Here is a 26,751-nt window from a genome sequence, read left to right as displayed (position 1 = left end):
ATCCTTTAATTAATCGACGTTCAGCGCGTCATTGACCAGATCTTGTTGCTGCTTCTGGTGAACGGACATATACCCTACCGCCGGAGAGGCGGAGGCCGGGCGACCTGCATAACGCAGGGCAGACCCAAATGGAATCACTTCACGGAAATGATGCTGGCTGCAATACCATGCGCCCTGGTTGAGCGGCTCTTCCTGGCACCAGACAAAATCATGAACGTGAGCGTACTGTTTCAGCACTTCCTGCATCGCCTGATGCGGGAACGGATAAAGCTGTTCGATACGCACGATGGCGACATCTTTCTGATCGTTCTTACGGCGCTGTTCCAGCAGGTCGTAATAAACCTTACCAGAACACATTACGACACGCTTAACGGCCTGCGGATCCAGCTCGTCAATTTCACCGATGGCCGGCAGGAAGGTGCCGTTTGCCAGCTCTTCCAGGCTGGAGACCGCCAGTGGATGGCGCAGCAGGGATTTTGGTGACATGACTACCAGCGGACGGCGCATACCGCGCAGCGCCTGACGACGCAGCATGTGGTAAACCTGAGCCGGAGTGGACGGCACGCAAACCTGCATATTCTGCTCGGCGCAGAGTTGCAGATAACGCTCCAGACGCGCGGAGGAGTGCTCCGGACCTTGTCCTTCATAGCCGTGCGGCAGCAGCATCACCAGACCGCACATACGGCCCCACTTCTGCTCACCGGAGGAGATGAACTGGTCGATGACGACCTGCGCACCGTTGGCGAAGTCACCGAACTGCGCTTCCCAGATGGTCAGGGTGCGGGGTTCTGCGGTGGCGTAGCCGTATTCGAAGGCCAGAACCGCTTCTTCTGACAGCACGGAGTCCCAGACCTTGAACTGGCCCTGACCGTTATGCACGTGCTGAAGCGGAGTGTACGTTGAACCGTTAGACTGGTTGTGTACAACCGCATGACGGTGGAAGAAGGTGCCACGACCCGCATCTTCACCGGACAGACGAACCGGAATACCTTCGTCAACCAGCGTCGCATAGGCCAGCGTTTCCGCGCCGCCCCAGTCGAACAGCTTCTCACCCGCCGCCATTGCCTGGCGATCGCCATAGATCTTGGCCACGCGGGACTGCATCTCGATCGCTTCCGGCACGGTGCTGATGCGTTTAGCCAGTTCCTGCAAACGCTTCATCTCAACCTTGTTCGGGTAGCTCTCGTCCCACTCGTGGTTGAGGTACGGCGACCAGGTGAAGGAGTGCATGTTCATTGGGCGCAGCTCTTTCACTACGCATTCACCCGCATCCAGCGCGTCGCGATAAAGATTGACCATCTCGGTCGCATCTTCCAGCGTCGCCACTTTTTCGCTTTCCAGCTTGTCAGCGTAGATTTTACGCGGCGTCGGGTGTTTTTTGATTTTCTGGTACATCAGCGGCTGGGTTGCACTTGGCTCATCCGCTTCGTTGTGGCCGTGACGGCGGTAGCAGAAGAGGTCAATGAACACGTCGCGCTTGAAGGTGTTACGGAAGTCCAGCGCCAGACGGGTAACGAAAGCAACGGCTTCAGGGTCATCCGCGTTAACGTGGAAGATGGGTGCCTGAACCATTTTACCGATGTCGGTGCAGTACGGGGTGGAACGCGCATCCAGCGGGTTAGAGGTGGTGAAGCCCACTTGGTTGTTGATTACGATGCGAACGGTACCGCCCACTTCATAACCACGCGCTTTCGACATGTTCAGGGTTTCCTGAACCACGCCCTGCCCTGTGACCGCCGCATCACCGTGAATAGTGATTGGCAGTACTTTATTGCTGCTCGGCTCGTCCAGACGATCCAGACGCGCACGCACGGAACCGATAACCACCGGGCTGACGATTTCCAGGTGCGACGGGTTAAACGCCAGCGCCAGGTGAACCTGACCGCCCTCGGTTTCGATATCCGACGAGAAGCCCATGTGGTACTTCACGTCACCGGTGCCGAGGTGCTCTTTATGTTTACCCGCAAATTCGTCGAACAGATCCTGCGGCTTTTTACCCAGCACGTTAACCAGCACGTTCAGGCGACCACGGTGCGCCATGCCCAGCACCACTTCGCGCGTGCCGCTCTTACCGGCATGACGAATCAGCTCTTTCAGCATCGGGACTAACGCATCGCCGCCCTCCAGTGAGAAGCGTTTTGCGCCAGGGAATTTCGCGCCCAGATAGCGCTCAAGGCCTTCCGCTGCGGTCAATTCGCTGAGGAAACGTTTTTTCTCTTCTGCTGAGAAATTCGCGTGGCCTGCCACGGATTCGATACGCTGCTGGATCCAGCGTTTCTCTTCGGTGGAGGTAATGTGCATATATTCCGCGCCGATGGAGCCGCAGTAGGTTTGCTTGAGCGCGTCAATCAGATCGCCCAGCTTCATCGTGTCTTTGCCGATGGCAAAGGAACCTACGTTAAAGCTTTCCTGGAAATCGGCCTCGGTCAGATCGTGATAAGCCGGATCGAGATCCGCTACACGTTCCTGCTGCCACAGTCCCAGCGGATCGAGATTCGCATGCTGGTGACCACGGAAGCGATAAGCGTTGATAAGTTGCAGGACTTTAACCTGCTTCGCATTGGTGTCAGGGTCGGAAATCGCAGAAGAGTAACGTGAGGCATCCTTCGCCAGACGACGGAAATAATCACGTGTTTTTGAATGGAATTGATCCGGTTTGACCCCTGTACCAGGCAACTGCTGGAACATGGAACGCCAGTTTGCGTCCACTGAGTCAGGATCGGTTAAGAAGTCTTCATAGAGCTGTTCTATCCAGCTCTGGTTTGAACCAGAGAGGTAAGAAGAGTCCAGCCAGGCTTTCATTGCGCCGTTCTGCATCGTGATCCCTTAAGCATTTTTATGCTTACTTTCGCCGTAGAAACTACCACGCACACCACGTGTACGTGCCGGGGTTCACCTGCGAGCTCTTTTCATTTGGCCCGCGAAGGAACCTTTAGAAACTGTCTAAACTTCAGGGCAGTTTTTAAAGGTTTCTGCAATTTGCCCGGTGACGCTACGCTTACCGGGCCTACTGTTACGTAGGCCGGATAAGCGAGCGCCATCCGGCGTTGTTACTTACGCACTGCGCTGCAACAACATCGACTTAATATGGCCGATGGCGCGCGTCGGGTTCAGCCCCTTAGGACACACACTGACGCAGTTCATGATGCTATGGCAGCGGAATACGCTGAAAGCGTCACTTAGCCCTTCCAGACGATTCTCGGTTTCGGTATCGCGGCTGTCGATCAGGAAGCGATAGGCAGCCAGCAGACCCGCAGGGCCGATAAATTTATCCGGGTTCCACCAGAATGACGGGCATGACGTTGAACAGCATGCACAGAGAATACACTCGTACAACCCATCGAGTTTTTCACGCTGCTCAGGAGACTGTAAGTGCTCGCGAGCGGGTGGATTTTGCCCATTATTCAATAAGTAAGGCTTAATCTTCTCATATTGTGCATAGAATTGCCCCATGTCCACCACCAAATCACGCACGACCGGCAGGCCAGGCAGAGGACGGATCACAATTTTCTGGCCAGGACGCTGTAGCGCTGAAATTGGCGTGATACAGGCCAGACCGTTTTTGCCGTTCATGTTTACACCGTCAGAGCCACACACCCCTTCACGGCAGGAGCGGCGGAACGACAGCGTAGGATCTTTCTCTTTCAGCTGGATTAAGGCATCCAGCAGCATCATGTCACGACCTTCTTCCGCTTCGAGGGTGTAATCCTGCATACGCGGAGCATCGTCTACATCCGGGTTATAACGATAAACTGAGAATTCGAGTTTCATTATCCTGTCTCCGCATTAGTAAGTACGAATCTTCGGCGGGAACGCCGGACGCAGTTTCGGTTCCATGTTAACGCTACGACGCGTCATGGTTTCCGACTCTGGCAGATACAGGGAATGGCACAGCCAGTTTTCGTCATCACGATCCGGGAAGTCGAAGCGGCTATGGGCGCCACGGCTTTCGGTACGGAAGTTTGCCGACATCGCAGTGGCGAACGCGGTTTCCATCAGGTTATCCAGCTCCAGGCACTCAACGCGCTGGGTGTTGAACTCGCTGGAGGTATCATCCAGACGGGCATTCTTCAGACGCTCGCGGATCGCTTTCAGCTGCTCAAGCCCTTTGGCCATCGCGTCACCTTCACGGAATACCGAGAAGTTGTGCTGCATACACTCTTGCAACGCCTTACGGATCTCCACCGGATCTTCGCCGTTACGATTATCGTTCCAGCGATTGAGGCGCTCAAGAGAGGCATCTATTTCGTCGTCGGTCGCATCACGCAGCGCGCCCTGCTCGGCAATAGACTCCTGGAGATGCAGACCCACCGCACGACCAAATACCACCAGGTCCAGCAGGGAGTTGCCGCCCAGACGGTTTGCGCCGTGCACGGATACGCAGGCAATTTCGCCTACCGCGAACAGGCCAGGGATGACCACGTCTTCGCCCTGCTCGTTCACGGTCAGCGCCTGACCGGTCACTTTGGTCGGAATACCGCCCATCATGTAGTGACAGGTTGGGATAACCGGAATTGGCTCTTTCACCGGGTCGACGTGCGCGAAGGTGCGGGACAGCTCCAGAATGCCCGGCAGACGGGATTCCAGCACTTCTTTACCCAGATGGTCGAGTTTCAGCTTCGCGTGTGGACCCCAAGGGCCGTCACAGCCGCGGCCTTCACGGATTTCGATCATGATGGAACGCGCCACCACGTCACGGCCCGCAAGGTCTTTTGCGTTTGGCGCATAACGCTCCATGAAGCGCTCGCCATGTTTGTTCAGCAGGTAACCACCTTCACCACGGCAGCCTTCTGTCACCAGTACGCCCGCACCGGCGATACCGGTTGGGTGGAACTGCCACATCTCCATGTCCTGCACCGGCACGCCAGCGCGGATCGCCATCCCAACGCCGTCACCGGTGTTGATATGGGCATTGGTAGTGGACTGATAGATACGGCCTGCGCCGCCGGTCGCCAGAACGGTTGCGCGGGCTTTGAAGTAGACCACCTCACCGGTTTCGATGCACAGGGCGGTACAACCCACCACGGCGCCATCGGCGTTTTTCACCAGATCCAGCGCATACCACTCGGAGAAAATTGTGGTGTGGTTTTTCAGGTTCTGCTGATACAGCGTGTGCAGCAGCGCGTGGCCGGTACGGTCAGCCGCCGCTGCGGTACGTGCCGCCTGCTCGCCGCCGAAGTTTTTCGACTGGCCGCCAAACGGACGCTGATAGATGGTGCCATTTTCCAGACGAGAGAACGGCAGACCCATGTGGTCCAGCTCCAGAATCGCTTCCGGGCCGGTTTTACACATATATTCGATGGCATCCTGGTCACCGATGTAATCGGAACCTTTTACCGTATCGTACATATGCCATTCCCAGTTATCTTCATGGGAATTACCCAGCGCAACGGTGATACCGCCCTGCGCAGACACAGTGTGGGAACGGGTCGGGAATACTTTAGAGAGCAGCGCACAGGTCTGGCCGCTCTGGGAAATTTGTAGTGCGGCGCGCATACCTGCGCCACCCGCACCAATCACAACAGCATCAAATTCTCTGACTGGCAGTTTCATTACACACCCCACACCACAACAAATCCATAAATGACGTAAACCAGCAGAGCAACAACAATAATCAGTTGCAGCGGAAGGCGAATCGCCAGCGGTTTAACGTAATCGGTCAACACCTGCCACATGCCAATCCAGGCATGAATAAGGATGGAGAACAGGGCCAGCAGGGTGAACACTTTGGTGAAGGCCGATCCGAAGAAACCACTCCAGATTTCCCACGTCAGCGTGCCGCTGGTCGCGAAGAAACCGATCATATAGATGATGTAAAGGGTGAGAACGATGGCGGTAGCACGGACCAGGATGAAGTCATGTACGCCGTTGCGTCCTAATGCGGAGGCGTTGCTTACCATACGAGAACTCCTGCGAGAAGTGAAAGCACGACAGTGATCACAAATGAAATGTTAGCGGTACGTTTACCGGCCTCGAACGTCTCTTCCAGGTAGCCAAAGTCCATCAGCATATGGCGAACGCCGCCAACCACGTGATAGGCCAGCGCGGTCAGAATGCCCCACATGATAAATTTCACGAAGAAGCTGTTCATAATGGCTGAGGCCTGGAGGAATCCTTCAGGGGATGAGAGGCTGGTTCCCAGTAACCACAGCAAGATACCGACCGCCACAAACGTAATCACACCAGTAACACGGTGCAGAATGGACGCTATTGCTGTTACAGGGAATCGGATCGTTTTCAGATCCAGATTGACAGGTCTTTGTTTTTTCACATTTCTTATCATGAATAACGCCCACATGCTGTTCTTATTGTTTCCTTCCTCCGGACTGCGATGCGGGTCAGACAGCGTTCCTTTTCTATAACTGCGCGTCATGCAAAACATTGCTTCCAAATGCTAAAACGACACGTTACAACGCTGGGTGGCTCGGGATTGCAGGGTGTTCCGGAGACCTGGCGGCAGTATAGGCCGTTCACAAAATCATTACAATTAACCTACATACAGTTTGTTGGGTTTTCTCTGGATCAGTGATCGGGGTCACGATAACAACATCTTTTTAATTTTTAATCATCTGATTTGACAAATGTTAAACAATATTGTTACAAACGTCATCAGAAAAGGCATATAATGCGCAAAAGTTATGAGGTCTCTCTTTCACCTGACAAATAGTTATGTAACAGTGTGATGGTATTGACCGAAGTTATCAGGACAGTTATTAGTGATATACAGGTTTGAATAATTCGGACTGCAAAAACGCTGATTTGCTGTTGTTTCACTGATATTTCATTCGTTTACCTGCAAGGCGCCATAGCTCTGTACCCTGGTTTCTCCTCGTGAGCTGAGCGGTAAGCCAAATAACAATCTGGTAACGATGATTAACAGCTGAAAGCAAATCCGGTAAAGCGCAGTCTTAAGCATAAGGCGCTAAGGAGACCGTAAATGGCTGATACAAAGGCAAAACTCACCCTAAATGGTGATGATGCTATTGAACTGGATGTGCTAAAAGGCACGCTCGGTCAGGATGTTATTGATATCCGTACGCTGGGTTCCAAAGGGGTATTCACCTTTGACCCTGGATTCACCTCCACCGCATCTTGCGAATCCAAAATCACCTACATTGACGGTGACGAAGGTATCCTGCTCCATCGCGGCTTCCCCATCGATCAGTTAGCCACCGAATCCAACTATCTGGAAGTGTGCTACATCCTGCTGAACGGCGAAAAACCGACGCAGGCCCAGTACGATGAATTTAAAACCACCGTGACCCGTCACACCATGATCCATGAGCAGATTACCCGTCTGTTCCATGCGTTCCGTCGTGACTCTCATCCGATGGCGGTCATGTGCGGTATTACCGGTGCGCTGGCGGCGTTCTACCACGATTCTCTGGACGTGAATAACCCACGTCACCGTGATATCGCGGCGTTCCGTCTGCTGTCTAAAATGCCTACCATGGCGGCGATGTGTTACAAATACTCTATCGGTCAGCCGTTTGTGTACCCACGCAACGACCTCTCCTACGCGGGTAACTTCCTGCGTATGATGTTCTCCACGCCGTGCGAAGAGTACGAAGTGAACCCGGTGCTGGAACGCGCGATGGACCGTATTCTGATCCTGCACGCTGACCACGAACAAAACGCCTCGACCTCTACCGTCCGTACCGCGGGCTCTTCCGGCGCGAACCCGTTCGCCTGTATCGCTGCGGGCATCGCCTCCCTGTGGGGACCGGCGCACGGCGGCGCGAACGAAGCGGCGCTGAAGATGCTGGAAGAGATCAGCTCCGTTGAGCACATTCCTGAGTTCGTGCGCCGCGCGAAAGACAAGAATGACTCCTTCCGTCTGATGGGCTTCGGTCACCGTGTTTACAAAAACTACGACCCGCGCGCGACCGTCATGCGTGAGACCTGCCACGAAGTGCTGAAAGAGCTGGGCACCAAAGATGATCTGCTGGAAGTGGCGATGGAGCTGGAACACATCGCGCTGAACGACCCGTACTTCATCGAGAAGAAACTCTACCCGAACGTCGATTTCTACTCTGGCATTATTCTGAAAGCGATGGGCATTCCGTCTTCCATGTTCACCGTAATCTTCGCCATGGCGCGTACCGTGGGCTGGATTGCGCACTGGAACGAAATGCACAGCGAAGGCATGAAAATCGCGCGTCCTCGTCAGCTGTATACCGGCTACGAGCAGCGTGATTTTAAGTCTGACATTAAGCGCTAAAAAACACGCCCGGCGGCGCTTCGCTTGCCGGGCCTACAAGTGCGAGATGTAGGCCGGGTAAGGCGTAGCCACCACCCGGCTTTTTTACATCTGGCACCCAGGACACCAGTAAAACGGCCTGGAAGAGATCGTCGCCTTCTCAATCACCCCGCCGCACCGCTCACACTTTTTACCTGCCCGATGAAACACCTTGAAGCGGAACAGCGCCCCGTGATGCTTGTTCTCATCCACCACGCCGCGCGTGTTGTACGACAGCCGTGGAATATCCAGTAACGCGTGCGACAGCGCCTCCAGCTGTTCATCGCTCAGCTGCGACGCTTTGTGCTGCGGCGCCAGCCCCACTTCCCAGAGGATCTCCACCCGCAGGTAGTTTCCCAGCCCCGCCAGAAATGCCTGATCGAGCAACAGCCCGGAAAACTGCCGGTTGCGGAATGTGGGGGATAACAACCGGGCTTTCACATCGCTTGCCGTCAGACGCATGTCGAGCACGTCCGGCCCGACCCGCTGTAAGAACGGATGCGTCAGCAGCTGCTCCGGCGTTAACATTTCGATATCAGAGGCGCTGTAGAGCAGGATCGCCTTATCCGCCGTTTGTAGCCGCACGCGCAGCACGCGGGTCGTTTGCGGCTGCTCGTCCGCCTCCACCACCCGCCAGACACCGTAAAGCTGATTATGGCTGTATAACGTCAGGTTATGGGAAAAGTGGGTGAGTAACGCCTTGCCGCGCGTTTCAATGTGGGTCACCGTCTGCCCCACCAGCTGCGATTCAAACGGCTTGAGTTGAGGAAAGGCAAACCAGACGTGTGTCAGAGGTTTGCCCTTTATCGCCGCCTCCAGGCTATCCGCCGCGCGGCGGATCTCCGGACCTTCTGGCATGTTATTGTCCTTTCATGATTATTCTGCGCTGACAACAATGCCCTCTTCCGAGAACGCCGCCCGCAGGCGTCGCGCAAACTGGAGCGCATGCTCGCCGTCACCGTGCAAGCACACCGTATCCGCCTGAACGTTTGCCGTTGTACCCTCCGTTGAGGTTACTCGCCCGAAGCGCACCATCTCCAGCGTCTGCGCCAGTGCTTTAACTTCGTCGGTGATCAGCGCACCGGCCTGCGTACGCGGAACCAGACTACCGTCCGGCAGGTATCCCCGATCGGCAAACACTTCCTGCCGCGTAGTCAGCCCCAGCCGCTCTCCGGCACGGATAAGCTCGCTGCCCGCCAGGCCTACCAGAATCAGTTGCGGATTACAGTCCCGCACCGCACGGGCAATGGCATCCGCCAGCGCCGGATCTTTCGCCGCCTGGTTATAGAGCATGCCGTGCGGCTTGACGTGGCGCAACACGCCATTCTCAGCGCGCACTATCGCCTCCAGCGCGCCGATCTGGTAGAGCATTTGCGCGTAAACCGTCTCAGGCGGCAGATCCATCGCTGTGCGACCAAAGTTTTCCCGGTCGGGAAAGCTGGGGTGAGCGCCAATCGCCACACCGTTTTTCATGGCATTGCGCACGCTCGCCAGCATGGTCTGCGCATCGCCGGCATGAAACCCGCAGGCGATATTCACCGAGGAGACCAGCGTCATCAGCGCCGCATCGGCGTTGCTGCCCTCCCCCAGATCGGCGTTTAAATCAATCTTTACCATCGAGCCTCCACGCCAGCTGTTCGAGATAACGCTGCTGATCCTGCCGGGCTTTCAGCGCCTCCTCCAGCGAACACTGCACAAAATGAATGGGCTGACCGAGAGGAATTTGCGCCAGATGGTAGCGATCCGCTTCGATAATGCAGGCAATACGCGGATATCCCCCCGTGGTTTGCGCATCGTTCATCAGTACGATGGGCTGCCCGTTGCCCGGCACCTGAATCACCCCGGGCAACAGACCATGGGAAAGCAGCTCCCGGTCAGTCGTGCGGGTCAGCGGCTGCCCCTGAAGCCGGTAACCCATGCGGTTACTCTGCGGGCTGATCTTCCACGGCGAGCGCCAGAAAGACTCTTTCGCGGCTTCATCAAACTCATGGTATTCCGGTCCTGGTAAGGCGCGGATCACGTTCCCCCACAGCAGCTGTTTCACGCCCTGCGTGGTGGTGAAATGGCGCGTTGAGGTCTTTATCCGCAGACGATCGCCGTCACGCAGCAGCCGTCCTTCATGGCCGCCCATTCCCGCTTTCTGGTCGGTGCTGGATGAGCCCAACACCTCCGGCACGTCGATCCCCCCCGCCACCGCAAGATAGCTGCGCACGCCGTGCAGAGGACGCTTGAGCGTCAGACGCTGCCCGGCCTTCGCCCGCAGGCGCCAGCCGGTCCACACCGCTTTGCCGTCCAGCGTCGCGTCACAGCCCGCGCCGGTTAAGGCAAACCAGGTTTCCTGACCAAACTCAATCACGCACTGACCCAGCGTAATTTCTAACGCCGCCGTGCTGCCTGCGTTACCTACCAGCAGGTTGGCAATCTCCAGCGAAGGGCGATCGAGCGCACCGCAGTAGCTCACGCCCGACTGACGCAGCCCAAAACGCCCGGCATCCTGTACCGAGGTGTAAAGCCCTGCGCGAATAAGCGTTAACATACCCCCTCCTTCTGCGGGATAAAGCGCAGGGTATCCCCCGGACGCAGAAGTATGGGCGCGTCCTGGCCTGGTTCAAATAACGGCGTGGACGTGTGCCCAATCAGCTGCCAGCCTCCCGGTGAGGCGAGCGGATAAATTCCCGTTTGCTCGCCACCAATCGCCACGCTGCCCGCCGGTACGCTCAGGCGCGGCTCAGCCCGGCGCGGAGTATGCAGCTGGGGCGATAACCCGCCCAGATAGGGGAAACCCGGCTGAAATCCCAAAAACCAGACAACATAGTCGACTGAGCTATGCAGCTCCACAACCTGCTTCTCCGTTAATCCACAGTGTTCGGCCACCACGCCAAGGTCGGGACCTCCCTTGCCGCCATAGACAACCGGGATCTCAATCGTCCGCGATTCCGGCTCCAGCGCCTCGCTCTCCTCCCACCAGCGTTGCAGACGCTCAATGGCATCCAGCGCCCCCGTGTGCGGATCACGCAGCACCACGGTGATATTATTCATACCCGGAATAGCTTCAACCACGCCGGGTAGCTCGGGCAGTCGCTGAGCCAGACGCCAGATACGCTTTTGCGTAGCAAGCGTCACCGGAGGCTCAAGCTCCAGAACTACCGCGGTTTCACCCAGAAGATAACAACGCGCTCGCTGCACTTAACTACCTCTCATCAGGCCGGATTAGGGATATCAATAAACGTCACATCCAGATCGGTATTTTCCGTCAGCCACTCGCTGAGGGCGCGGATGCCGCCACGCTCGGTGGCGTGATGGCCCGCCGCGTAAAAATGCAGGCCTTGTTCACGGGCTGAGTGAATGGTCTGCTCGGAGACTTCGCCGGTAATGAAGGCGTCGACACCAAAACGCGCCGCGCTGTCAATAAAGCCCTGGCCGCCGCCGGTGCACCATGCCACGCGCTTCACGGTATCCGGCCCGGTGTCGCCGCACCACAGCGGACGACGCCCCAGGCGCGCTTCGATCCACGAAGCCAGCTCCAGACCCGGAACCGGCATCGACAGTTCGCCCCACGGCACCAGAGGTTCAATTTCACCCATCACGGTAATCCCCAGCAGCTGCGCAAGCTGAACGTTATTTCCCAGTTCAGGATGCGCATCGAGCGGCAGGTGATAGCCGTACAGGTTGATGTCATTCGCCAGCAGCGTTTTGAGTCGGTTGCGCTTCATGCCGCGAATAATCGGTGATTCGTTTTTCCAGAAATAACCGTGGTGGACAATCACCGCATCGGCTTCCTGACGCACCGCCTCATCCAGCAGCGCCTGGCTTGCCGTCACGCCGGTGATGATTTTTTGCACCGCCTCGCGCCCCTCCACCTGCAAGCCATTCGGGCCGTAGTCGCTAAACGAAGCCGTGTTGAGTTTTTCGTTAATCAGGCGTTCCAGTTCACTGTTTTTCATCATCATTCTCTCAAACTTTTCGGGCGGCTTCGTACGCCGCCAGCGTGGCGACGCGCGCCTGTTTATGGTCGACAATGGGACGGGGATAGTTCAGGGTAACACGCTGTTTATCCGCCCATACCCAGGGTTCATGAATGGCTTTGGCCGGGACATCCTTTAGCTCAGGCAGCCAGCGACGGATAAACTCGCCGTCGGCGTCAAATCGTTGTCCCTGCGTGGTCGGATTGAAGATCCGAAAATAGGGAGCCGCATCCGTTCCGGTGGAGGCCGCCCACTGCCAGCCGCCGTTATTCGCCGCCAGATCGCCATCGATCAGCTGAGAGATAAAATAACGTTCTCCGGTTCGCCAGTCGATAAGCAGATCCTTCACCAGGAAGCTGGCGGTAATCATACGCAGACGGTTATGCATCCACCCGGTTTCATTGAGCTGCCGCATAGCCGCATCAACAATCGGGAAGCCGGTGAGCCCACGCTGCCATGCTTTAAGCAGCTTCTCATTCGACTGCCACTGTACCTGTTCGGTCCAACGAATAAAGGGCCGATGTTTACACAAATCAGGATGATACGTCATCAGATGGCGATAAAACTCACGCCAGATCAGTTCGTTCAGCCACACTGCGCCCCCCCCCCCGTCTAAGGCCTGAGGCTGTTCCGCCAGCAGGCGATGTAAACACTGGCGCGGAGAGAGCGCGCCCAGCGCTAAACAGGCCGACAAGCGGCTGGTGCCTTCAGTCGCTGGAAAATCCCGACGCGCCTCGTACTCTGCCGCCCCCTGCGTGCAGAACTGACGCAACCGGTCAATAGCTGCTTTCTCACTGGCGGGGAATACTGTTTCATCGAACGACTGCTGGGGATAATTCAGCCTGATCGCCGGCAGATCCGTTATCGTTTCCCCTCTCACGGTCGGGGCGGTAACGCACTCAGGTAGTCCCTCTTTCAGGCGTTTGATAAAGGCATTTTTAAACGGCGTGAAAACTTTATACATTTCGTGGCTACCGGTCATTACGCTGCCCGGTGCGAGCATCACGCTGTCATCAAAGCCTTCACAGACCACGCCCGCAAGGGTTTTCTCCAGCTGACGATCCCGCTGTTGCTCGTTGAATTCATACTGATAGTTGTAATAAAGATGCGTTACTGCGTGCTGCTGGCAGATTGCCTGCACCGTCTGGCGCTGCGCGGCAAAATCATGGGCCTCTTTATAGATCAGCGGAATGCCTTTTTCAGCCAGTGAATGTTGCAGGTCATTCAGATACGCGCTGAGTAGTGCCGCTTGCCGGGGCGCCATGTCATGCTGCCGCCACTGTTCAGGTGTGGCGATAAACAGGGCCAGCACATTCGCGTCTTTAGCGCGGCAGGCCGCCGCGAGAGCGAAGTTGTCGTGAATGCGTAAATCCGCGCGAAACCAAACCAGATGGGTGGGCATAAAACTCCTGGCAATTGTCCATTATGTCCGTAAGGGCATGCCGTAAAAGGAAAAAGGCATGCATTGAACTACTTTGCCATGAAGTGTAGACGGGATGAAATAAAAAAGGCCGCCCGAGGCGGCCTTAACGCTACTTGTCCTGCGCTATCAGGGTAAAGGCAATAAACACATCCGGTTTATCACTCTTTACAACGAGTGCGCTGGCGACAATGAACGCGATGCATAAATAGCGTTTCACTATGCGGTCCCTGCTGCTAACCGCTCCACCTATCACCACCGGTGATAAATCGGTGGACACAAGCCCGGGTAGGTGGGCTGCTTTACGGCTATGGATACACCTTTCCCAGGACCGATGCCCATTTGCGAGATGGCGGAAAGGGACGTGGCATCATAATTAGCACCAACGCCAAAAGTAAGTTATTTCAGTAAAATTAGGAATTTATAAAGGTGAAGTGGATTGTGAACTTTTTAAAGAAGGGTATGATAAAAATCCCGGGTAGGGGCTGCAAGATTACCCAAAGGACCGCGAATCCCGAGGGACAAAAAAACCGCCACATTGCTGTAGGCGGTTTTTTTATGGCTACGATGTCACACCGTATCAGTAGAAATCGCAGGTCGCTTTCTCGGCCTGATCCATCCACACCGGCTTCTCGCTGGTTTTCGCCCAGACGCGGTGCAGGTAACTGTAGAAACGTGCGCGATCTTTCCAGAACAGCATCACCGGCAGGGCCAACACGCCAGCCACTACGGCGAAAGTGCGACGCATGAAAATGATATGAGCCGGAAACTCTTTATAAAGATCCATAATTTTCTCCCCTGTAGTTGGCCGGAAACCGTCTCCGGAAAATGTGAAATCTGTGACCTGGTTAAAATAATACCGCTTTGTTTGTAATTTTACTACTCATCCGACCACTTATTTTCATCCATTTCGTGAATATTTACATTCCCGCCTGTAATTAAGTTACAAAAAAGTTAACGATTTACTTACCAATAGTTAAATTGTGGTCTTTCCCTTTTTATACTTTTTTTACACCTGCCCTTCTGATTTTTGCGAAATCTTTGCGCCATAAATCCTACCGTTTGTACAACAACAAAAGTCACCCGGAGGTGGATTGTGAGTGCAGGTCTGATTGCCGGCATCGTGCTGGTGTTCCTGTTATTGGGTTATCTGATTTATGCCCTGATTAATGCGGAGGCATTCTGATGGCTGCTCAGGCGTTTTTGCTTATTGCCAGCTTTTTACTGGTGCTGTTTGTGCTCGCCAGGCCGCTGGGAACAGCGCTGGCGCGTCTGATAAACAACGTGCCATTGCCGGGCACGCGAAATATTGAAAACGTGCTCTGGCGCATTTCAGGTATCAGCGATCGGGAAATGAACTGGCGCCAGTACCTGATGGCGATACTGCTTCTGAATATCCTGGGGCTTATTGCCCTCTTTACGCTGCTGATGCTCCAGGGCAGTCTGCCGTTGAACCCGCAGCAGTTACCGGGTTTATCCTGGCATCTGGCGCTGAACACGGCGGTCAGCTTTGTCACCAACACCAACTGGCAGTCTTACGCTGGTGAAACCACGCTCAGCTACTTCAGCCAGATGGCCGGGTTAACCGTGCAAAACTTTCTTTCTGCGGCCAGCGGTATCGCGGTGATCTTCGCCCTGACGCGCGCGTTTGCCCGTCAGAATGTCAGCACCCTCGGCAACGCCTGGGTTGATGTCACGCGCATCACCCTTTGGATCCTGGTGCCTGTTGCGCTGATTATTGCCCTGTTCTTTATTCAGCAAGGCACTCTGCAAAACCTGCTGCCTTATACCCCTTACACCTCGCTTGAAGAGGCCAGGGAACTCCTTCCTATGGGGCCGGTGGCGTCGCAGGAAGCGATCAAGATGCTGGGCACCAACGGCGGCGGCTTCTTCAACGCCAACTCATCGCATCCGTTTGAAAACCCAACGGCATTAACCAATTTTGTACAGATGCTGGCGATCTTCCTGATCCCCGCCGCGCTCTGCTTCGCCTTTGGCGATGTGGTTAACGATCGCCGCCAGGGACGTACGCTGCTGTGGGCGATGTCGTTGATCTTCGTGGTCTGCGTAGCACTGGTGATGTGGGCCGAATGGAACGGCAACAGCCACTTCATGCAACTGGGGGCAAACAGCAATATCAACCTGGAAGGCAAAGAGAGCCGCTTCGGCATTCTTGCCAGCAGCCTCTATGCGGTGGTCACCACGGCGGCCTCCTGCGGGGCAGTGAACGCCATGCACGACTCTTTTACCGCGCTCGGCGGCATGATCCCGATGTGGCTGATGCAGATTGGCGAGGTAGTTTTCGGTGGGGTCGGTTCGGGGCTGTACGGCATGCTGTTGTTCGTTCTGCTCGCCGTGTTTATCGCCGGGCTAATGATCGGTCGCACGCCGGAGTATCTCGGCAAAAAAATCGACGTCCGCGAAATGAAATTAACCGCGCTGGCAATTCTGGTCACCCCCACCCTTGTGCTGCTCGGTACCGCGCTGGCGCTGATGACCGACGCCGGGCGCAACGGCATCTTTAACCCGGGCATTCACGGCTTTAGCGAAGTGCTTTACGCCGTTTCGTCTGCCGCCAACAACAACGGCAGCGCCTTTGCAGGATTAAGCGCCAACTCGCCGTTCTGGAACTGTTTGCTGGCGTTCTGCATGTTCATCGGACGTTTCGGCGTGATTATTCCCGTCATGGCGATCGCTGGAACACTGGTGAATAAGAAGATCCAGCCGACCACCACCGGTACGTTACCGACTCACGGCGCGCTGTTCGTCGGCCTGCTCATTGGCACCGTTTTGCTGGTGGGTGCCCTGACCTTTATCCCCGCCCTCGCGTTAGGCCCGGTTGCGGAATATCTCTCTTTACGCTGATTTTGCGGAGAATTTGTCATGAGTCGTAAACAACTGGCCCTGCTCGAACCGACGTTAGTTCGTCAGGCCCTCATGGATGCGGTAAAAAAACTGAGCCCGCGCGTGCAGTGGCACAACCCGGTGATGTTTATTGTCTGGACTGGAAGTTTACTCACCACCGCACTGGCGATTGCCATGGGAACGGGACACCTTTCAGGAAATGCAACCTTTACCGCCGCCATCAGCCTGTGGCTGTGGTTTACCGTGCTGTTCGCCAACTTCGCCGAAGCGTTAGCGGAAGGCCGCAGTAAGGCACAGGCCAACAGCCTGAAAGGAGTAAAAAAGACCGCCTTTGCGCGCAAATTACGCGAACCTAAATACGGCGCGCAGATGGACCACGTTCCGGCGGATGAACTGCGCAAAGGTGACGTGGTGCTGGTGGAAGCTGGCGACATCATCCCCTGCGACGGTGAGGTGATTGAGGGCGGCGCGTCGGTAGACGAAAGCGCCATTACCGGGGAATCCGCACCGGTGATCCGTGAGTCGGGCGGAGATTTCGCCTCAGTTACCGGCGGAACGCGCATTCTTTCCGACTGGCTGGTGATCCAGTGCAGCGTTAACCCGGGCGAAACCTTTCTCGACCGGATGATCGCCATGGTGGAAGGCGCACAGCGTCGTAAAACGCCGAATGAGATCGCCCTGACCATTCTGCTGGTGGCGCTCACCATTGTTTTCCTGCTGGCAACGGCGACCCTGTGGCCTTTCTCCGCCTACGGCGGTACAGCGGTTAGCATCACCGTACTGATCGCCCTGCTCGTCTGTCTGATCCCCACCACTATCGGCGGCCTGCTTTCCGCGATTGGCGTGGCGGGGATGAGCCGGATGCTGGGCGCGAACGTCATCGCCACCAGCGGACGCGCCGTTGAAGCGGCGGGTGACGTAGACGTGCTGCTGCTGGATAAAACCGGGACCATCACCCTGGGCAATCGTCAGGCCTCTGACTTTCTACCTGCTCCCGGCGTGGATGAAAAAACGCTGGCTGACGCGGCGCAGCTTTCCTCGCTGGCCGATGAAACGCCGGAAGGCCGCAGTATCGTGATCCTCGCCAAGCAGCGCTTTAACCTGCGCCAGCGCGACGTTCAGAGCCTGCACGCCACGTTCGTGCCCTTTACGGCGCAAACCCGAATGAGCGGAATTAACATTCAGGACCGGATGATCCGTAAAGGGTCCGTTGATGCCATTCGCCGTCATATTGAAGCCAATAATGGACACTTCCCCCCGGAAGTCGACAACCTGGTGGAAAGCGTGGCGCGTCAGGGAGCAACCCCGCTGGTGGTGGCGGAAGGTGCAAGCGTTCTGGGGGTTATCGCCCTGAAGGATATCGTTAAAGGCGGTATTAAAGAGCGTTTCGCCCAGATGCGTAAGATGGGCATTAAAACAGTGATGATCACCGGGGATAACCGTCTGACTGCGGCGGCCATTGCCGCCGAAGCGGGCGTGGATGATTTCCTTTCCGAAGCGACGCCGGAAGCGAAGCTGGCACTCATTCGCCAGTATCAGGCGGAAGGCCGTCTGGTGGCGATGACCGGCGACGGCACCAACGACGCCCCGGCGCTGGCGCAGGCCGACGTGGCGGTGGCGATGAACTCCGGTACCCAGGCGGCAAAAGAGGCGGGCAACATGGTGGATCTCGACTCGAACCCGACCAAGCTGATCGAAGTGGTACATATCGGGAAGCAGATGCTGATGACGCGCGGCTCGCTGACCACGTTCAGTATCGCCAACGACGTGGCGAAGTATTTCGCCATCATTCCGGCGGCTTTTGCGGCAACCTACCCGCAGTTGAATGCCCTGAACGTGATGCACCTGCACTCTCCGGCCTCGGCCATTTTGAGCGCGGTGATCTTCAACGCGCTGATTATTGTCTTTCTTATTCCGCTGGCGCTGAAAGGGGTGAGCTATAAGCCGCTGACGGCCGCCGCCATGCTGCGCCGTAACCTGTGGATTTACGGTCTGGGTGGGCTGGTGGTGCCCTTTATTGGGATCAAGGTTATCGACATGCTGTTAACGCTGTTCGGGCTGGTTTAAAAGGTGGATCCAATGACGATGTTACGTCCCGCTATACTGTTGTTTATTCTGCTGTCTCTGATTACCGGCGGGCTTTACCCGCTGATGACTACCGCGCTGGGCCAGTGGTGGTTTAAAGATCAGGCCAACGGCTCGCTGATTATCCAGAACGGTGAAAACCGCGGCTCGCGTCTGATTGGGCAGAACTTTACGGACCCGCGCTACTTCCAGGGACGCCCTTCCGCCACTGCGGAAAGCCCGTATAATCCAATGGCCTCCGGCGGCAGCAATCTGGCTGGCAGTAATCCTGACCTGGACAAAGCCGTTGCTGAACGCGTTGCCGCCCTGCGCGCCGCGAATCCGCAGGCCAGCCGTGAGGTGCCGGTTGAGCTGATCACCGCTTCCGCGAGCGGGCTGGATTACAGCCTGACGCCGGATGCGGTGGTGTGGCAGATCCCACGCGTGGCAGCCGCCCGTCAGCTGACCGTCGAGCAGGTGAGCCAGCTGGTTGCAGAACATACGCAAAAGCCGCTGGTCAGCTTCATCGGCATGCCGGTAGTGAACATTGTTGAGCTGAATCTGGCGCTGGACGCGCTAAGGAAGAACTAAATGACCGACGAGCCCATGCGCCCGGATCCGGACAGGCTGCTTGAACAGACGGCTGAAGCCCACCGCGGCAAGCTGAAAATTTTCTTCGGCGCCTGCGCGGGCGTCGGGAAAACCTTCGCTATGCTGACGGAAGCCCAGCGGCTTCGGGCGCAGGGGCTTGATATTCTCATCGGCGTGGTGGAAACCCACGGTCGCAAAGAGACGGCTGCGCTGCTGACGGGGCTGGCGACGCAGCCGCCCCAGCGTATCAGCCATCGCGGGCGGCTGGTCACGGAGTTTGATCTTGATGCCGCCCTCGCCCGCCGCCCTGCCCTGATCCTGATGGACGAACTGGCGCACAGCAATGCGCCAGGCTCCCGCCATCCGAAGCGCTGGCAGGATGTTGAGGAGCTGCTTGAGGCAGGCATTGACGTCTTCACCACGGTGAATGTTCAGCATCTGGAAAGCCTGAACGACGTAGTGAGCGGCGTAACCGGTATCCAGGTGCGGGAAACCGTCCCCGATCCGTTTTTTGATTCTGCCGATGAAGTCGTACTGGTTGACCTGCCGCCGGACGATCTGCGCCAGCGCCTGCACGAAGGCAAAGTGTATATTGCCGGCCAGGCCGAACGCGCCATCGAACATTTTTTCCGCAAAGGAAACCTGATTGCCCTGCGCGAGCTGGCCCTGCGCCGCACCGCCGATCGCGTTGATGACCAGATGCGCGCCTGGCGAGACCTACAGGGACAAGAGCGCGTCTGGCACACGCGGGACGCCATTCTGTTATGCATTGGTCACGGCAGCGGCAACGAAAAACTGGTTCGCACCGCCGCCCGGCTGGCAGCGAAATTTGGCAGCGTCTGGCACGCGGTCTACGTCGAAACGCCGCAGCTGCATGGTCTGCCAGAAAATCAGCGTCGCGCCATTTTGAGCGCGCTGCGGCTGGCGCAGGAGCTGGGTGCCGAAACCGCCACCCTTTCCGAACCGCAGGAAGATAAAGCCATTCTGCGCTACGCGCGCGAGCACAACCTGGGCAAGATTGTCATTGGACATCGACAGCATCGCCGCTGGTTTAGCCGCGAATCTTTTGCCGACAGGCTGGCCCGCCGCGCGCCGGATCTTGATTTAGTCATCGTCGCGCTGGATGACAAGCCCGCCCCTCTGCCCAACCGTACGCCGGATGCTCGCACCTTTGGCGATAAATGGCGCATTCAGATCCGGGGTTGCCTGGTGGCCGTGGTCCTTTGCGCCCTGATTACGGTGATTGCCAGCCAGTGGCTCATCGCCTTCGACGCCGCCAATCTGGTCATGATTTATCTGCTCGGCGTCGTTGTGGTCGCGCTCTTTTATGGCCGCTGGCCGTCGGTGCTGGCAACGGTGATCAACGTCATCAGCTTCGACCTTTTTTTTATCGCTCCGCGCGGGACGCTTGCTGTCTCGGACGTGCAGTACATTCTGACTTTTGCCGTGATGCTTACCGTCGGGCTGGTGATCGGGAATCTGACGGCAGGCGTACGCTACCAGGCACGCATTGCCCGCTATCGCGAGCAGCGCACGCGCCATCTGTATGAAATGTCAAAATCGCTGGCGGTTGGCCGCACGCAGCGAGATATCGTGCAGACCAGCGAGCAGTTTATTCGTTCGACCTTTCATGCCAGTAACCTGATTTTGCTCCCCGACGAACAGGGGCGCCTTCGCCCGCTGACCTCCCCTTCGGGGATGACGCCCTGGGATGAAGCGATTGCCCGCTGGAGTTTCGATAAGGGGTTACCTGCCGGCGCCGGCACCGACACGCTGCCCGGCGTGCCTTACCAGATCCTGCCGCTGCGCAGCGCGGATAAGAATCACGGGCTGGTCATCGTCGAGCCGTCTAACCTGCGTCAGCTGATGATCCCAGAGCAGCAGCGCCTGCTGGAAACCTTCACCCTGCTGGTCGCCAGCGCCCTTGAACGGCTGGCGCTCACCGCCAGCGAAGAGCAGGCGCGGCTGGCAAGCGAGCGCGAAAGTATTCGCAATTCGCTGCTGGCAGCGCTGTCTCACGATTTGCGCACCCCGCTTACCGTGCTGTTTGGCCAGTCCGAAATTCTGACGCTGGATCTGGCGGCGGAAGGATCAAAGCACGCGATGCAGGCCAGCGAAATTCGCCAGCACGTGCTGAATACCACGCGCCTGGTGAACAACCTGCTGGACATGGCGCGCATTCAGTCCGGCGGGTTTAACCTCAAAAAAGAGTGGCTCACCCTTGAGGAGGTTGTCGGCAGTGCGCTGAAGATGCTGGAGCCGGGTCTCGGCGGGCGCCATATTGAGCTGGACATGCCGGAACCCCTGACGTTAATCCATGTGGATGGCCCGCTGTTTGAGCGCGTGCTGATTAATCTGCTGGAAAACGCGGCTAAATACGCCGGGACAAAGGCCCGGCTGGGGATTGCTGCCAGGGTGGATAAACGTGTGCTGCGGCTCGACGTCTGGGATACCGGGCCGGGTATTCCGGCTGGTCAGGAGCGCGCCATATTCGAAAAATTTGCGCGCGGTAATAAGGAATCCGCCATTCCGGGCGTTGGGCTGGGTCTGGCGATCTGCCAGGCGATTGTCGACGTGCATGGTGGCACCATTTCCGCAGAGAACCGCCCGGAAGGTGGGGCACGCTTTTGTGTTACACTTCCTCTTGAAACCCCACCAGAACTTGATGAATTACCAGAGGATTTGTGATTAACGTTCTGATTGTTGAAGATGAGCGCGCTATCAGCCGATTTCTGCGTACCGCGCTGGAAGGCGACGGCTTGCGCGTGCATGAAGCCGGTACGCTTCAACGGGGGTTAATTGAAGCCGCCACCCGCAAGCCAGATCTGGTGATCCTGGATCTGGGACTTCCGGATGGCGACGGCATCGATTTTATTCGTGAAGTGCGTCAGTGGAGCCAGATGCCCATTCTGGTGCTCTCTGCCCGCACCGAAGAGACGGATAAAATCGCCGCGCTGGATGCCGGAGCGGATGATTATCTGATCAAACCGTTTGGCATTGGCGAGTTACAGGCCCGGCTTCGTGTGGCGCTGCGTCGACACAGTGCCACGTCCCCTTCCGATCCGGTGTACGCCTTTGGCGATATCCGCGTCGATCTTGCCGCCCGCCGCATCGTGCGAGGGGAAGAAGAGATCCACCTTACGCCTATCGAATTTCGGCTGCTGGCCGTGCTGCTCAATAACCACGGAAAAGTGTTAACGCAGCGACAGCTGTTAAGCCAGGTCTGGGGACCGAATGCTGTCGAGCATAGTCACTATTTACGCATTTATATGGGACACCTTCGCCAGAAACTTGAAGCCGATCCCGCGCGTCCTCGTCATTTATTAACAGAAACCGGTATCGGATATCGGTTTATGATATGAATAAGTATTCACTTTAATTTTAAATAAAAAACATACCAGCCTGAATATAGCCATGAAAATAACGATGAGATTATTTTCATGGCTATATTCGCCCTCTTTAAACACAATTAAAACATCTATTTAACACCAAACCAACAAAACAGCATTTTGATCTGCGTTATTCACTGAAAACGACTAATTATTTCTGAAATGATCGGTTATTGGTGATCTGTTTCACAGTTAATCCCTTTTTCCTGGATAAAATGACCATGCTTTCAATTACTGAAAGGAAACTGAACATGGAAAACAATAATCGTTTAATGCCCCATATAAGGCGGACAACACATATCATGATGTTTGCCCACCGTAACTGTTTTGACTTTCATCTCTTTAACGCCCGGTAGTCCTTCGACTTCTGGCGCATCTGCTTACAGGTTATCCTGAAAAACGCTATTTTACAGGCTGTTGCCTGTGAACACCTGCGCTCACTCCCTGTGATTCAGATTCTCCGCAACCGGGCGGACTGAATTCTACTCAGCAAAAAAGCAATTAACTGATTTCGTATCAGCGGACACGCTTTGCTTTTTTTTCCGGAAATAATCGATTTCTTTACCGCAAGAAGTCGAGGGCCCCATATTGCCTGAAATAAAGAGATAAAGATGAAAACGTTAAAAATTGCCGTCAGCCGTGCCTGCCCTGAATGCTTTACCACTTCGCGCGACATCGTGGATATCACCGCATCGGATTATATTGATGTGGCAGCCGTGGTTCTGGCCGTCAGCGATATTTTCAATGGCGCCATAGAAGAAATAGAAGCCACGGGATTCGGTATCCCGGTGTTTATTGCCACGCATAAAGAAGAAAGGGTTCCGGCTGAATTTCTGTCGCGTATTCACGGCGTTTTTGAGTACTCCGACACCAGCAATGCGTACTACGGACGCCAGCTTGAAGCGGCTGCGCAGAAGTACGAAACCCAGCTCCGCCCGCCGTTCTTCCGCGCGCTGGTCGATTACGTCCAGCAGGGGAACAGCGCGTTTGACTGCCCCGGACATCAGGGAGGCCAGTTCTTCCGCCGCCATCCGGCCGGAAACCAGTTTGTCGATTTCTTTGGCGAAACGCTTTTCCGCGCCGATCTGTGCAATGCCGACGTGGCAATGGGCGATCTGCTGATCCACGAAGGCGCGCCATGCATCGCCCAGCAGCATGCGGCAAAAGTCTTTAATGCGGATAAAACCTACTTCGTGCTGAACGGCACCTCCTCTTCCAACAAGGTGGTGCTCAATGCCCTGCTCACACCAGGCGATCTGGTGCTGTTCGATCGCAATAACCATAAATCTAATCACCACGGGGCGCTGTTACAGGCGGGCGCGACGCCGGTGTATCTGGAAACGGCGCGCAACCCGTACGGGTTTATCGGCGGTATCGACGCACACTGTTTCGACGAGAGCTACCTGCGGGAGCTGGTGTCAGAGGTCGCGCCTGGCCGTGCGCGGGATGAACGTCCGTTCCGTCTGGCGGTGATCCAGCTGGGCACCTACGACGGTACCATTTATAACGCCCGTCAGGTGGTGGATAAGATTGGTCACCTGTGCGATTACATTCTGTTTGACTCCGCCTGGGTGGGTTACGAGCAGTTTATCCCGATGATGGCCGACTGCTCGCCGCTGCTGCTGGAGCTGAACGAAAACGATCCGGGCATTCTGGTGACCCAGTCGGTGCATAAGCAGCAGGCGGGCTTCTCGCAAACCTCGCAAATCCATAAGAAGGACAGCCACATAAAAGGCCAGCCGCGCTATGTCCCGCATAAACGCCTCAACAACGCCTTTATGATGCACGCCTCCACCAGCCCGTTTTATCCGCTGTTTGCCGCCCTGGATATCAACGCCCGCATGCACGAGGGGCAAAGTGGGCGCAACATGTGGATGGACTGCGTGGTGACGGGTATCGAAGCGCGGAAACTGATCCTTCAGAACTGTCAGTTTATTCGTCCGTTCGTGCCGGAGACGGTGGATGGCCGTCAATGGGAAAGCTGGGATACGGCCGAGATTGCTACCGATCTGCGCTTCTTCCATTTCGTTCCGGGCGAACGCTGGCACGCCTTTGAGGGATATGCCGAGCATCAGTATTTTATCGATCCCTGCAAACTGCTGCTGACTACGCCGGGCATCAACGCCCGCACCGGTGAGTACGATGATTTCGGCGTGCCCGCGACCATCCTCGCCAACTTCCTGCGTGAAAACGGCATCGTGCCGGAAAAATGCGACCTCAATTCCATTCTGTTCCTGCTCACCCCGGCGGAGGACATGGGCAAATTGCAGCAGCTCGTCGCCCAGCTGGTGCGCTTCGAAAAACTGCTCCAGAGCGATGTGCCGCTGAAAGAGGTTCTGCCCTCTCTTTATAAGCAACATCCGGAACGTTATGCGGATTATACCCTGCGTCAGATTTGTCAGGAGATGCATGACCTCTACGCCCGCCATAACGTGAAGCAACTGCAAAAAGAGATGTTCCGCAAGTCTCACTTCCCACGCGTCATGATGAACCCGCAGGAGGCGAACTATGCCTATCTGCGCGGTGAGGTCGAGCTGGTGTCCCTGCGCGACGCGGAAGGCCGTATCGCCGCGGAAGGCGCGCTGCCTTACCCACCGGGGGTGTTGTGCGTGGTGCCGGGAGAAGTCTGGGGCGGTTCCGTGCTGCGCTATTTCGCCGCGCTGGAAGACGGGATCAATCTGCTGCCGGGTTTTGCGCCGGAGTTACAGGGGGTTTACGTCGAGGAGTGTGACGGTCGCAAACAGGTGCGCTGCTACGTCATCAAACAACCTGCCGCTCAGCCATCGCTGCTGAAAGGAGAAAAATTATGAGTAAGGCCAACAAGATGGGCGTGGTGCAGCTCACTATTCTCACCATGGTGAATATGATGGGTTCGGGGATCATCATGCTCCCCACCAAGCTCGCTGAAGTGGGGACGATTTCGATTATCTCCTGGCTTGTTACCGCCGTGGGTTCGATGGCGCTGGCGTGGGCGTTTGCCAAGTGCGGTATGTTCAGCCGCAAGTCCGGCGGCATGGGCGGCTATGCCGAATATGCGTTTGGTAAGTCCGGTAACTTTATGGCGAACTATACCTATGGCGTGTCGCTGCTGATCGCCAATGTGGCGATTGCCATTTCCGCTGTCGGTTACGGCACAGAGCTGTTTGGCGCGACGCTGACCCCGGTGCAAATTGGGCTGGCGACCATCGGCGTGCTCTGGATCTGCACCGTCGCTAACTTTGGCGGCGCGCGCATCACCGGACAGCTCAGCAGCATCACCGTCTGGGGCGTCATCATCCCGGTTGTCGGCCTGTGCATCATCGGCTGGTTCTGGTTCAGCCCGACGCTGTACGCCAATTCCTGGAATCCGCATCACGTACCGTTCTTCACCGCCGTGGGATCGTCCATCGCCATGACGCTGTGGGCCTTCCTCGGGCTGGAGTCGGCCTGTGCGAATGCGGAAGTGGTGGAAAACCCGGAGAAAAATGTGCCGATCGCGGTACTCGGCGGGACGCTGGGGGCGGCGGTGATCTATATCGTCTCGACCAACGTGATTGCGGGAATTGTGCCCAACATGGATCTGGCTAACTCCACGGCGCCGTTCGGACTGGCGTTTGCGCAGATGTTTACGCCGGAGGTAGGGAAAGTGATCATGGGACTGATGGTGATGTCCTGCTGCGGCTCGCTGCTGGGCTGGCAGTTCACCATCGCCCAGGTATTCAAATCTTCCGCTGACGAAGGTTATTTCCCGAAAATCTTCTCCCGCGTCACCAAAGCGGATGCACCGGTGCAGGGTATGCTGGCGATTGTCATCTTCCAGAGCGGATTGTCGCTGATGACCATTAGCCCGTCGCTGAACAGCCAGTTTAACGTGCTGGTCAACCTGGCGGTGGTGACGAACATCATTCCGTACATTCTGTCGATGGCGGCGCTGGTGATTATTCAGAAGGTGGCGAAGGTGGATCCGCGCAAAGCCCGGGCGGCCAATATCGTGGCGCTGATTGGGGCGATTTACAGCTTCTATGCGCTCTACTCGTCCGGTCAGGAGGCGATGCTGTATGGGGCGATGGTGACATTCATGGGCTGGACGCTGTACGGTCTGGTCTCACCACGGTTTGAACTGAAGAATAAACATAGTTAAAAAAGAAGCCCGGTGGCACTGGCGCTTACCGGGCCTACGAGGTCAATGCAAAACGGCAACCCTGAGGTTGCCGTTTTTTATGTTTTCTCCCTCTCCCA

The 26,751-nt window shown here is 56.4% G+C and carries 22 protein-coding genes; 10 read left to right on the top strand and 12 right to left on the bottom strand.

Going from position 1 to position 26,751, the window contains the following annotated elements; all coding sequences use genetic code 11:
- Positions 1 to 9: 9 nt before the first annotated feature.
- The 5 genes from sucA to sdhC form a co-directional block, all read right to left on the bottom strand.
- Positions 10 to 2,817, bottom strand: a complete 2,808-nt coding sequence (gene sucA / locus LOC22_RS17140) for a 2-oxoglutarate dehydrogenase E1 component (RefSeq protein ID WP_003858615.1) — start codon at positions 2,815 to 2,817, stop codon at positions 10 to 12.
- Between the two features lie 237 nt (positions 2,818 to 3,054).
- Entirely contained in the window at positions 3,055 to 3,771 is a 717-nt protein-coding gene (gene sdhB, locus LOC22_RS17135) for a succinate dehydrogenase iron-sulfur subunit SdhB (protein WP_017384969.1), read from the bottom strand.
- Positions 3,772 to 3,786: 15 nt separating this feature from the next.
- Positions 3,787 to 5,553 carry a succinate dehydrogenase flavoprotein subunit gene (gene sdhA / locus LOC22_RS17130; RefSeq protein ID WP_230239078.1) on the bottom strand — a complete coding sequence of 589 codons (1,767 nt, stop codon included), beginning with the start codon at positions 5,551 to 5,553 and terminating at the stop codon, positions 3,787 to 3,789.
- Positions 5,553 to 5,900 (bottom strand): succinate dehydrogenase membrane anchor subunit, encoded by a 348-nt coding sequence (sdhD, locus tag LOC22_RS17125; RefSeq protein ID WP_003858621.1) that lies wholly within the window; start codon positions 5,898 to 5,900, stop codon positions 5,553 to 5,555. The genes sdhA and sdhD overlap by 1 nt, the downstream gene beginning before the upstream one ends.
- The gene (gene sdhC / locus LOC22_RS17120; RefSeq protein WP_230239558.1) at positions 5,894 to 6,298 is read right to left on the bottom strand and encodes a succinate dehydrogenase cytochrome b556 subunit; all 405 of its coding nucleotides are present in this window, start codon (positions 6,296 to 6,298) and stop codon (positions 5,894 to 5,896) included. Before sdhC ends, sdhD begins: the two co-directional genes overlap by 7 nt.
- Before the next feature lie 639 nt (positions 6,299 to 6,937).
- Here sdhC and LOC22_RS17115 point away from each other — a divergent pair.
- A complete protein-coding gene (locus LOC22_RS17115; protein WP_006809584.1) occupies positions 6,938 to 8,221 on the top strand; it encodes a citrate synthase in 1,284 nt (427 codons plus the stop codon).
- An 84-nt stretch (positions 8,222 to 8,305) separates the two neighbouring features.
- Here the strand turns inward: LOC22_RS17115 and nei are convergent, their stop codons facing one another.
- From nei to LOC22_RS17080, 7 genes are all read right to left on the bottom strand, one after another.
- Complete coding sequence (nei, locus tag LOC22_RS17110; protein WP_015571114.1) at positions 8,306 to 9,097, bottom strand: endonuclease VIII; 792 nt, start codon at positions 9,095 to 9,097, stop codon at positions 8,306 to 8,308.
- A gap of 18 nt (positions 9,098 to 9,115) precedes the next feature.
- Positions 9,116 to 9,856: a 5-oxoprolinase subunit PxpA gene (gene pxpA, locus LOC22_RS17105; protein ID WP_049134679.1), complete on the bottom strand. Its 741-nt coding sequence runs from the start codon at positions 9,854 to 9,856 to the stop codon at positions 9,116 to 9,118.
- Complete coding sequence (pxpC, locus tag LOC22_RS17100) at positions 9,843 to 10,775, bottom strand: 5-oxoprolinase subunit PxpC (RefSeq protein WP_015571116.1); 933 nt, start codon at positions 10,773 to 10,775, stop codon at positions 9,843 to 9,845. The genes pxpA and pxpC overlap by 14 nt, the downstream gene beginning before the upstream one ends.
- Entirely contained in the window at positions 10,769 to 11,425 is a 657-nt protein-coding gene (pxpB, locus tag LOC22_RS17095) for a 5-oxoprolinase subunit PxpB (RefSeq protein ID WP_003858633.1), read from the bottom strand. Before pxpB ends, pxpC begins: the two co-directional genes overlap by 7 nt.
- Positions 11,426 to 11,439: 14 nt before the next feature.
- Positions 11,440 to 12,183 (bottom strand): type 2 GTP cyclohydrolase I, encoded by a 744-nt coding sequence (locus LOC22_RS17090; protein ID WP_026094364.1) that lies wholly within the window; start codon positions 12,181 to 12,183, stop codon positions 11,440 to 11,442.
- A 10-nt stretch (positions 12,184 to 12,193) separates the two neighbouring features.
- On the bottom strand, positions 12,194 to 13,606 hold the full coding sequence (phrB, locus tag LOC22_RS17085; protein ID WP_230239077.1) for a deoxyribodipyrimidine photo-lyase: 1,413 nt from the start codon (positions 13,604 to 13,606) through the stop codon (positions 12,194 to 12,196).
- A 598-nt stretch (positions 13,607 to 14,204) separates the two neighbouring features.
- The gene (locus LOC22_RS17080; protein ID WP_003858637.1) at positions 14,205 to 14,411 is read right to left on the bottom strand and encodes a YbfA family protein; all 207 of its coding nucleotides are present in this window, start codon (positions 14,409 to 14,411) and stop codon (positions 14,205 to 14,207) included.
- A gap of 309 nt (positions 14,412 to 14,720) precedes the next feature.
- On the opposite strand from LOC22_RS17080, the gene kdpF reads away from it, so the two are divergent.
- The 9 genes from kdpF (at position 14,721) to potE (ending at position 26,653) form a co-directional block, all read left to right on the top strand.
- Complete coding sequence (gene kdpF, locus LOC22_RS17075) at positions 14,721 to 14,810, top strand: K(+)-transporting ATPase subunit F (protein WP_003858638.1); 90 nt, start codon at positions 14,721 to 14,723, stop codon at positions 14,808 to 14,810.
- The gene (gene kdpA, locus LOC22_RS17070; protein ID WP_230239076.1) at positions 14,810 to 16,489 is read left to right on the top strand and encodes a potassium-transporting ATPase subunit KdpA; all 1,680 of its coding nucleotides are present in this window, start codon (positions 14,810 to 14,812) and stop codon (positions 16,487 to 16,489) included. Before kdpF ends, kdpA begins: the two co-directional genes overlap by 1 nt.
- A gap of 18 nt (positions 16,490 to 16,507) precedes the next feature.
- The gene (kdpB, locus tag LOC22_RS17065) at positions 16,508 to 18,556 is read left to right on the top strand and encodes a potassium-transporting ATPase subunit KdpB (protein ID WP_032652983.1); all 2,049 of its coding nucleotides are present in this window, start codon (positions 16,508 to 16,510) and stop codon (positions 18,554 to 18,556) included.
- Positions 18,557 to 18,568: 12 nt separating this feature from the next.
- Positions 18,569 to 19,144, top strand: a complete 576-nt coding sequence (gene kdpC / locus LOC22_RS17060; protein ID WP_015571119.1) for a potassium-transporting ATPase subunit KdpC — start codon at positions 18,569 to 18,571, stop codon at positions 19,142 to 19,144.
- Positions 19,145 to 21,832 carry a two-component system sensor histidine kinase KdpD gene (gene kdpD / locus LOC22_RS17055; RefSeq protein ID WP_230239075.1) on the top strand — a complete coding sequence of 896 codons (2,688 nt, stop codon included), beginning with the start codon at positions 19,145 to 19,147 and terminating at the stop codon, positions 21,830 to 21,832. It begins immediately after the preceding gene.
- On the top strand, positions 21,829 to 22,506 hold the full coding sequence (gene kdpE, locus LOC22_RS17050; RefSeq protein WP_230239074.1) for a two-component system response regulator KdpE: 678 nt from the start codon (positions 21,829 to 21,831) through the stop codon (positions 22,504 to 22,506). Before kdpD ends, kdpE begins: the two co-directional genes overlap by 4 nt.
- Positions 22,507 to 22,784: 278 nt before the next feature.
- Complete coding sequence (gene speFL, locus LOC22_RS17045; protein WP_003858645.1) at positions 22,785 to 22,889, top strand: leader peptide SpeFL; 105 nt, start codon at positions 22,785 to 22,787, stop codon at positions 22,887 to 22,889.
- A 255-nt stretch (positions 22,890 to 23,144) separates the two neighbouring features.
- Complete coding sequence (gene speF, locus LOC22_RS17040) at positions 23,145 to 25,343, top strand: ornithine decarboxylase SpeF (RefSeq protein WP_230239073.1); 2,199 nt, start codon at positions 23,145 to 23,147, stop codon at positions 25,341 to 25,343.
- The gene (potE, locus tag LOC22_RS17035; protein ID WP_003858648.1) at positions 25,340 to 26,653 is read left to right on the top strand and encodes a putrescine-ornithine antiporter; all 1,314 of its coding nucleotides are present in this window, start codon (positions 25,340 to 25,342) and stop codon (positions 26,651 to 26,653) included. The genes speF and potE overlap by 4 nt, the downstream gene beginning before the upstream one ends.
- Positions 26,654 to 26,751 lie beyond the last annotated feature (98 nt).

Origin of the sequence: Enterobacter sp. AN-K1, from assembly GCF_020971765.1 — a bacterium.
Taxonomy (GTDB): domain Bacteria; phylum Pseudomonadota; class Gammaproteobacteria; order Enterobacterales; family Enterobacteriaceae; genus Enterobacter; species Enterobacter hormaechei_C.
Note: the sequence above shows the minus strand (reverse complement) of the source record. Positions and strands in the feature narration are given on the sequence as shown.

What these genes read in the sequence shown, in the direction of transcription:
- sucA (WP_003858615.1), bottom strand. Translation starts at nt 2,817, where the DNA reads ATGCAGAACGGCGCAATGAAAGCCTGGCTGGACTCTTCTTACCTCTCT.
- sdhB (WP_017384969.1), bottom strand. Translation starts at nt 3,771, where the DNA reads ATGAAACTCGAATTCTCAGTTTATCGTTATAACCCGGATGTAGACGAT.
- sdhA (WP_230239078.1), bottom strand. Translation starts at nt 5,553, where the DNA reads ATGAAACTGCCAGTCAGAGAATTTGATGCTGTTGTGATTGGTGCGGGT.
- sdhD (WP_003858621.1), bottom strand. Translation starts at nt 5,900, where the DNA reads ATGGTAAGCAACGCCTCCGCATTAGGACGCAACGGCGTACATGACTTC.
- sdhC (WP_230239558.1), bottom strand. Translation starts at nt 6,298, where the DNA reads ATGTGGGCGTTATTCATGATAAGAAATGTGAAAAAACAAAGACCTGTC.
- LOC22_RS17115 (WP_006809584.1), top strand. Translation starts at nt 6,938, where the DNA reads ATGGCTGATACAAAGGCAAAACTCACCCTAAATGGTGATGATGCTATT.
- nei (WP_015571114.1), bottom strand. Translation starts at nt 9,097, where the DNA reads ATGCCAGAAGGTCCGGAGATCCGCCGCGCGGCGGATAGCCTGGAGGCG.
- pxpA (WP_049134679.1), bottom strand. Translation starts at nt 9,856, where the DNA reads ATGGTAAAGATTGATTTAAACGCCGATCTGGGGGAGGGCAGCAACGCC.
- pxpC (WP_015571116.1), bottom strand. Translation starts at nt 10,775, where the DNA reads ATGTTAACGCTTATTCGCGCAGGGCTTTACACCTCGGTACAGGATGCC.
- LOC22_RS17090 (WP_026094364.1), bottom strand. Translation starts at nt 12,183, where the DNA reads ATGAAAAACAGTGAACTGGAACGCCTGATTAACGAAAAACTCAACACG.
- phrB (WP_230239077.1), bottom strand. Translation starts at nt 13,606, where the DNA reads ATGCCCACCCATCTGGTTTGGTTTCGCGCGGATTTACGCATTCACGAC.
- LOC22_RS17080 (WP_003858637.1), bottom strand. Translation starts at nt 14,411, where the DNA reads ATGGATCTTTATAAAGAGTTTCCGGCTCATATCATTTTCATGCGTCGC.
- kdpA (WP_230239076.1), top strand. Translation starts at nt 14,810, where the DNA reads ATGGCTGCTCAGGCGTTTTTGCTTATTGCCAGCTTTTTACTGGTGCTG.
- kdpB (WP_032652983.1), top strand. Translation starts at nt 16,508, where the DNA reads ATGAGTCGTAAACAACTGGCCCTGCTCGAACCGACGTTAGTTCGTCAG.
- kdpC (WP_015571119.1), top strand. Translation starts at nt 18,569, where the DNA reads ATGACGATGTTACGTCCCGCTATACTGTTGTTTATTCTGCTGTCTCTG.
- kdpD (WP_230239075.1), top strand. Translation starts at nt 19,145, where the DNA reads ATGACCGACGAGCCCATGCGCCCGGATCCGGACAGGCTGCTTGAACAG.
- speFL (WP_003858645.1), top strand. Translation starts at nt 22,785, where the DNA reads ATGGAAAACAATAATCGTTTAATGCCCCATATAAGGCGGACAACACAT.
- speF (WP_230239073.1), top strand. Translation starts at nt 23,145, where the DNA reads ATGAAAACGTTAAAAATTGCCGTCAGCCGTGCCTGCCCTGAATGCTTT.
- potE (WP_003858648.1), top strand. Translation starts at nt 25,340, where the DNA reads ATGAGTAAGGCCAACAAGATGGGCGTGGTGCAGCTCACTATTCTCACC.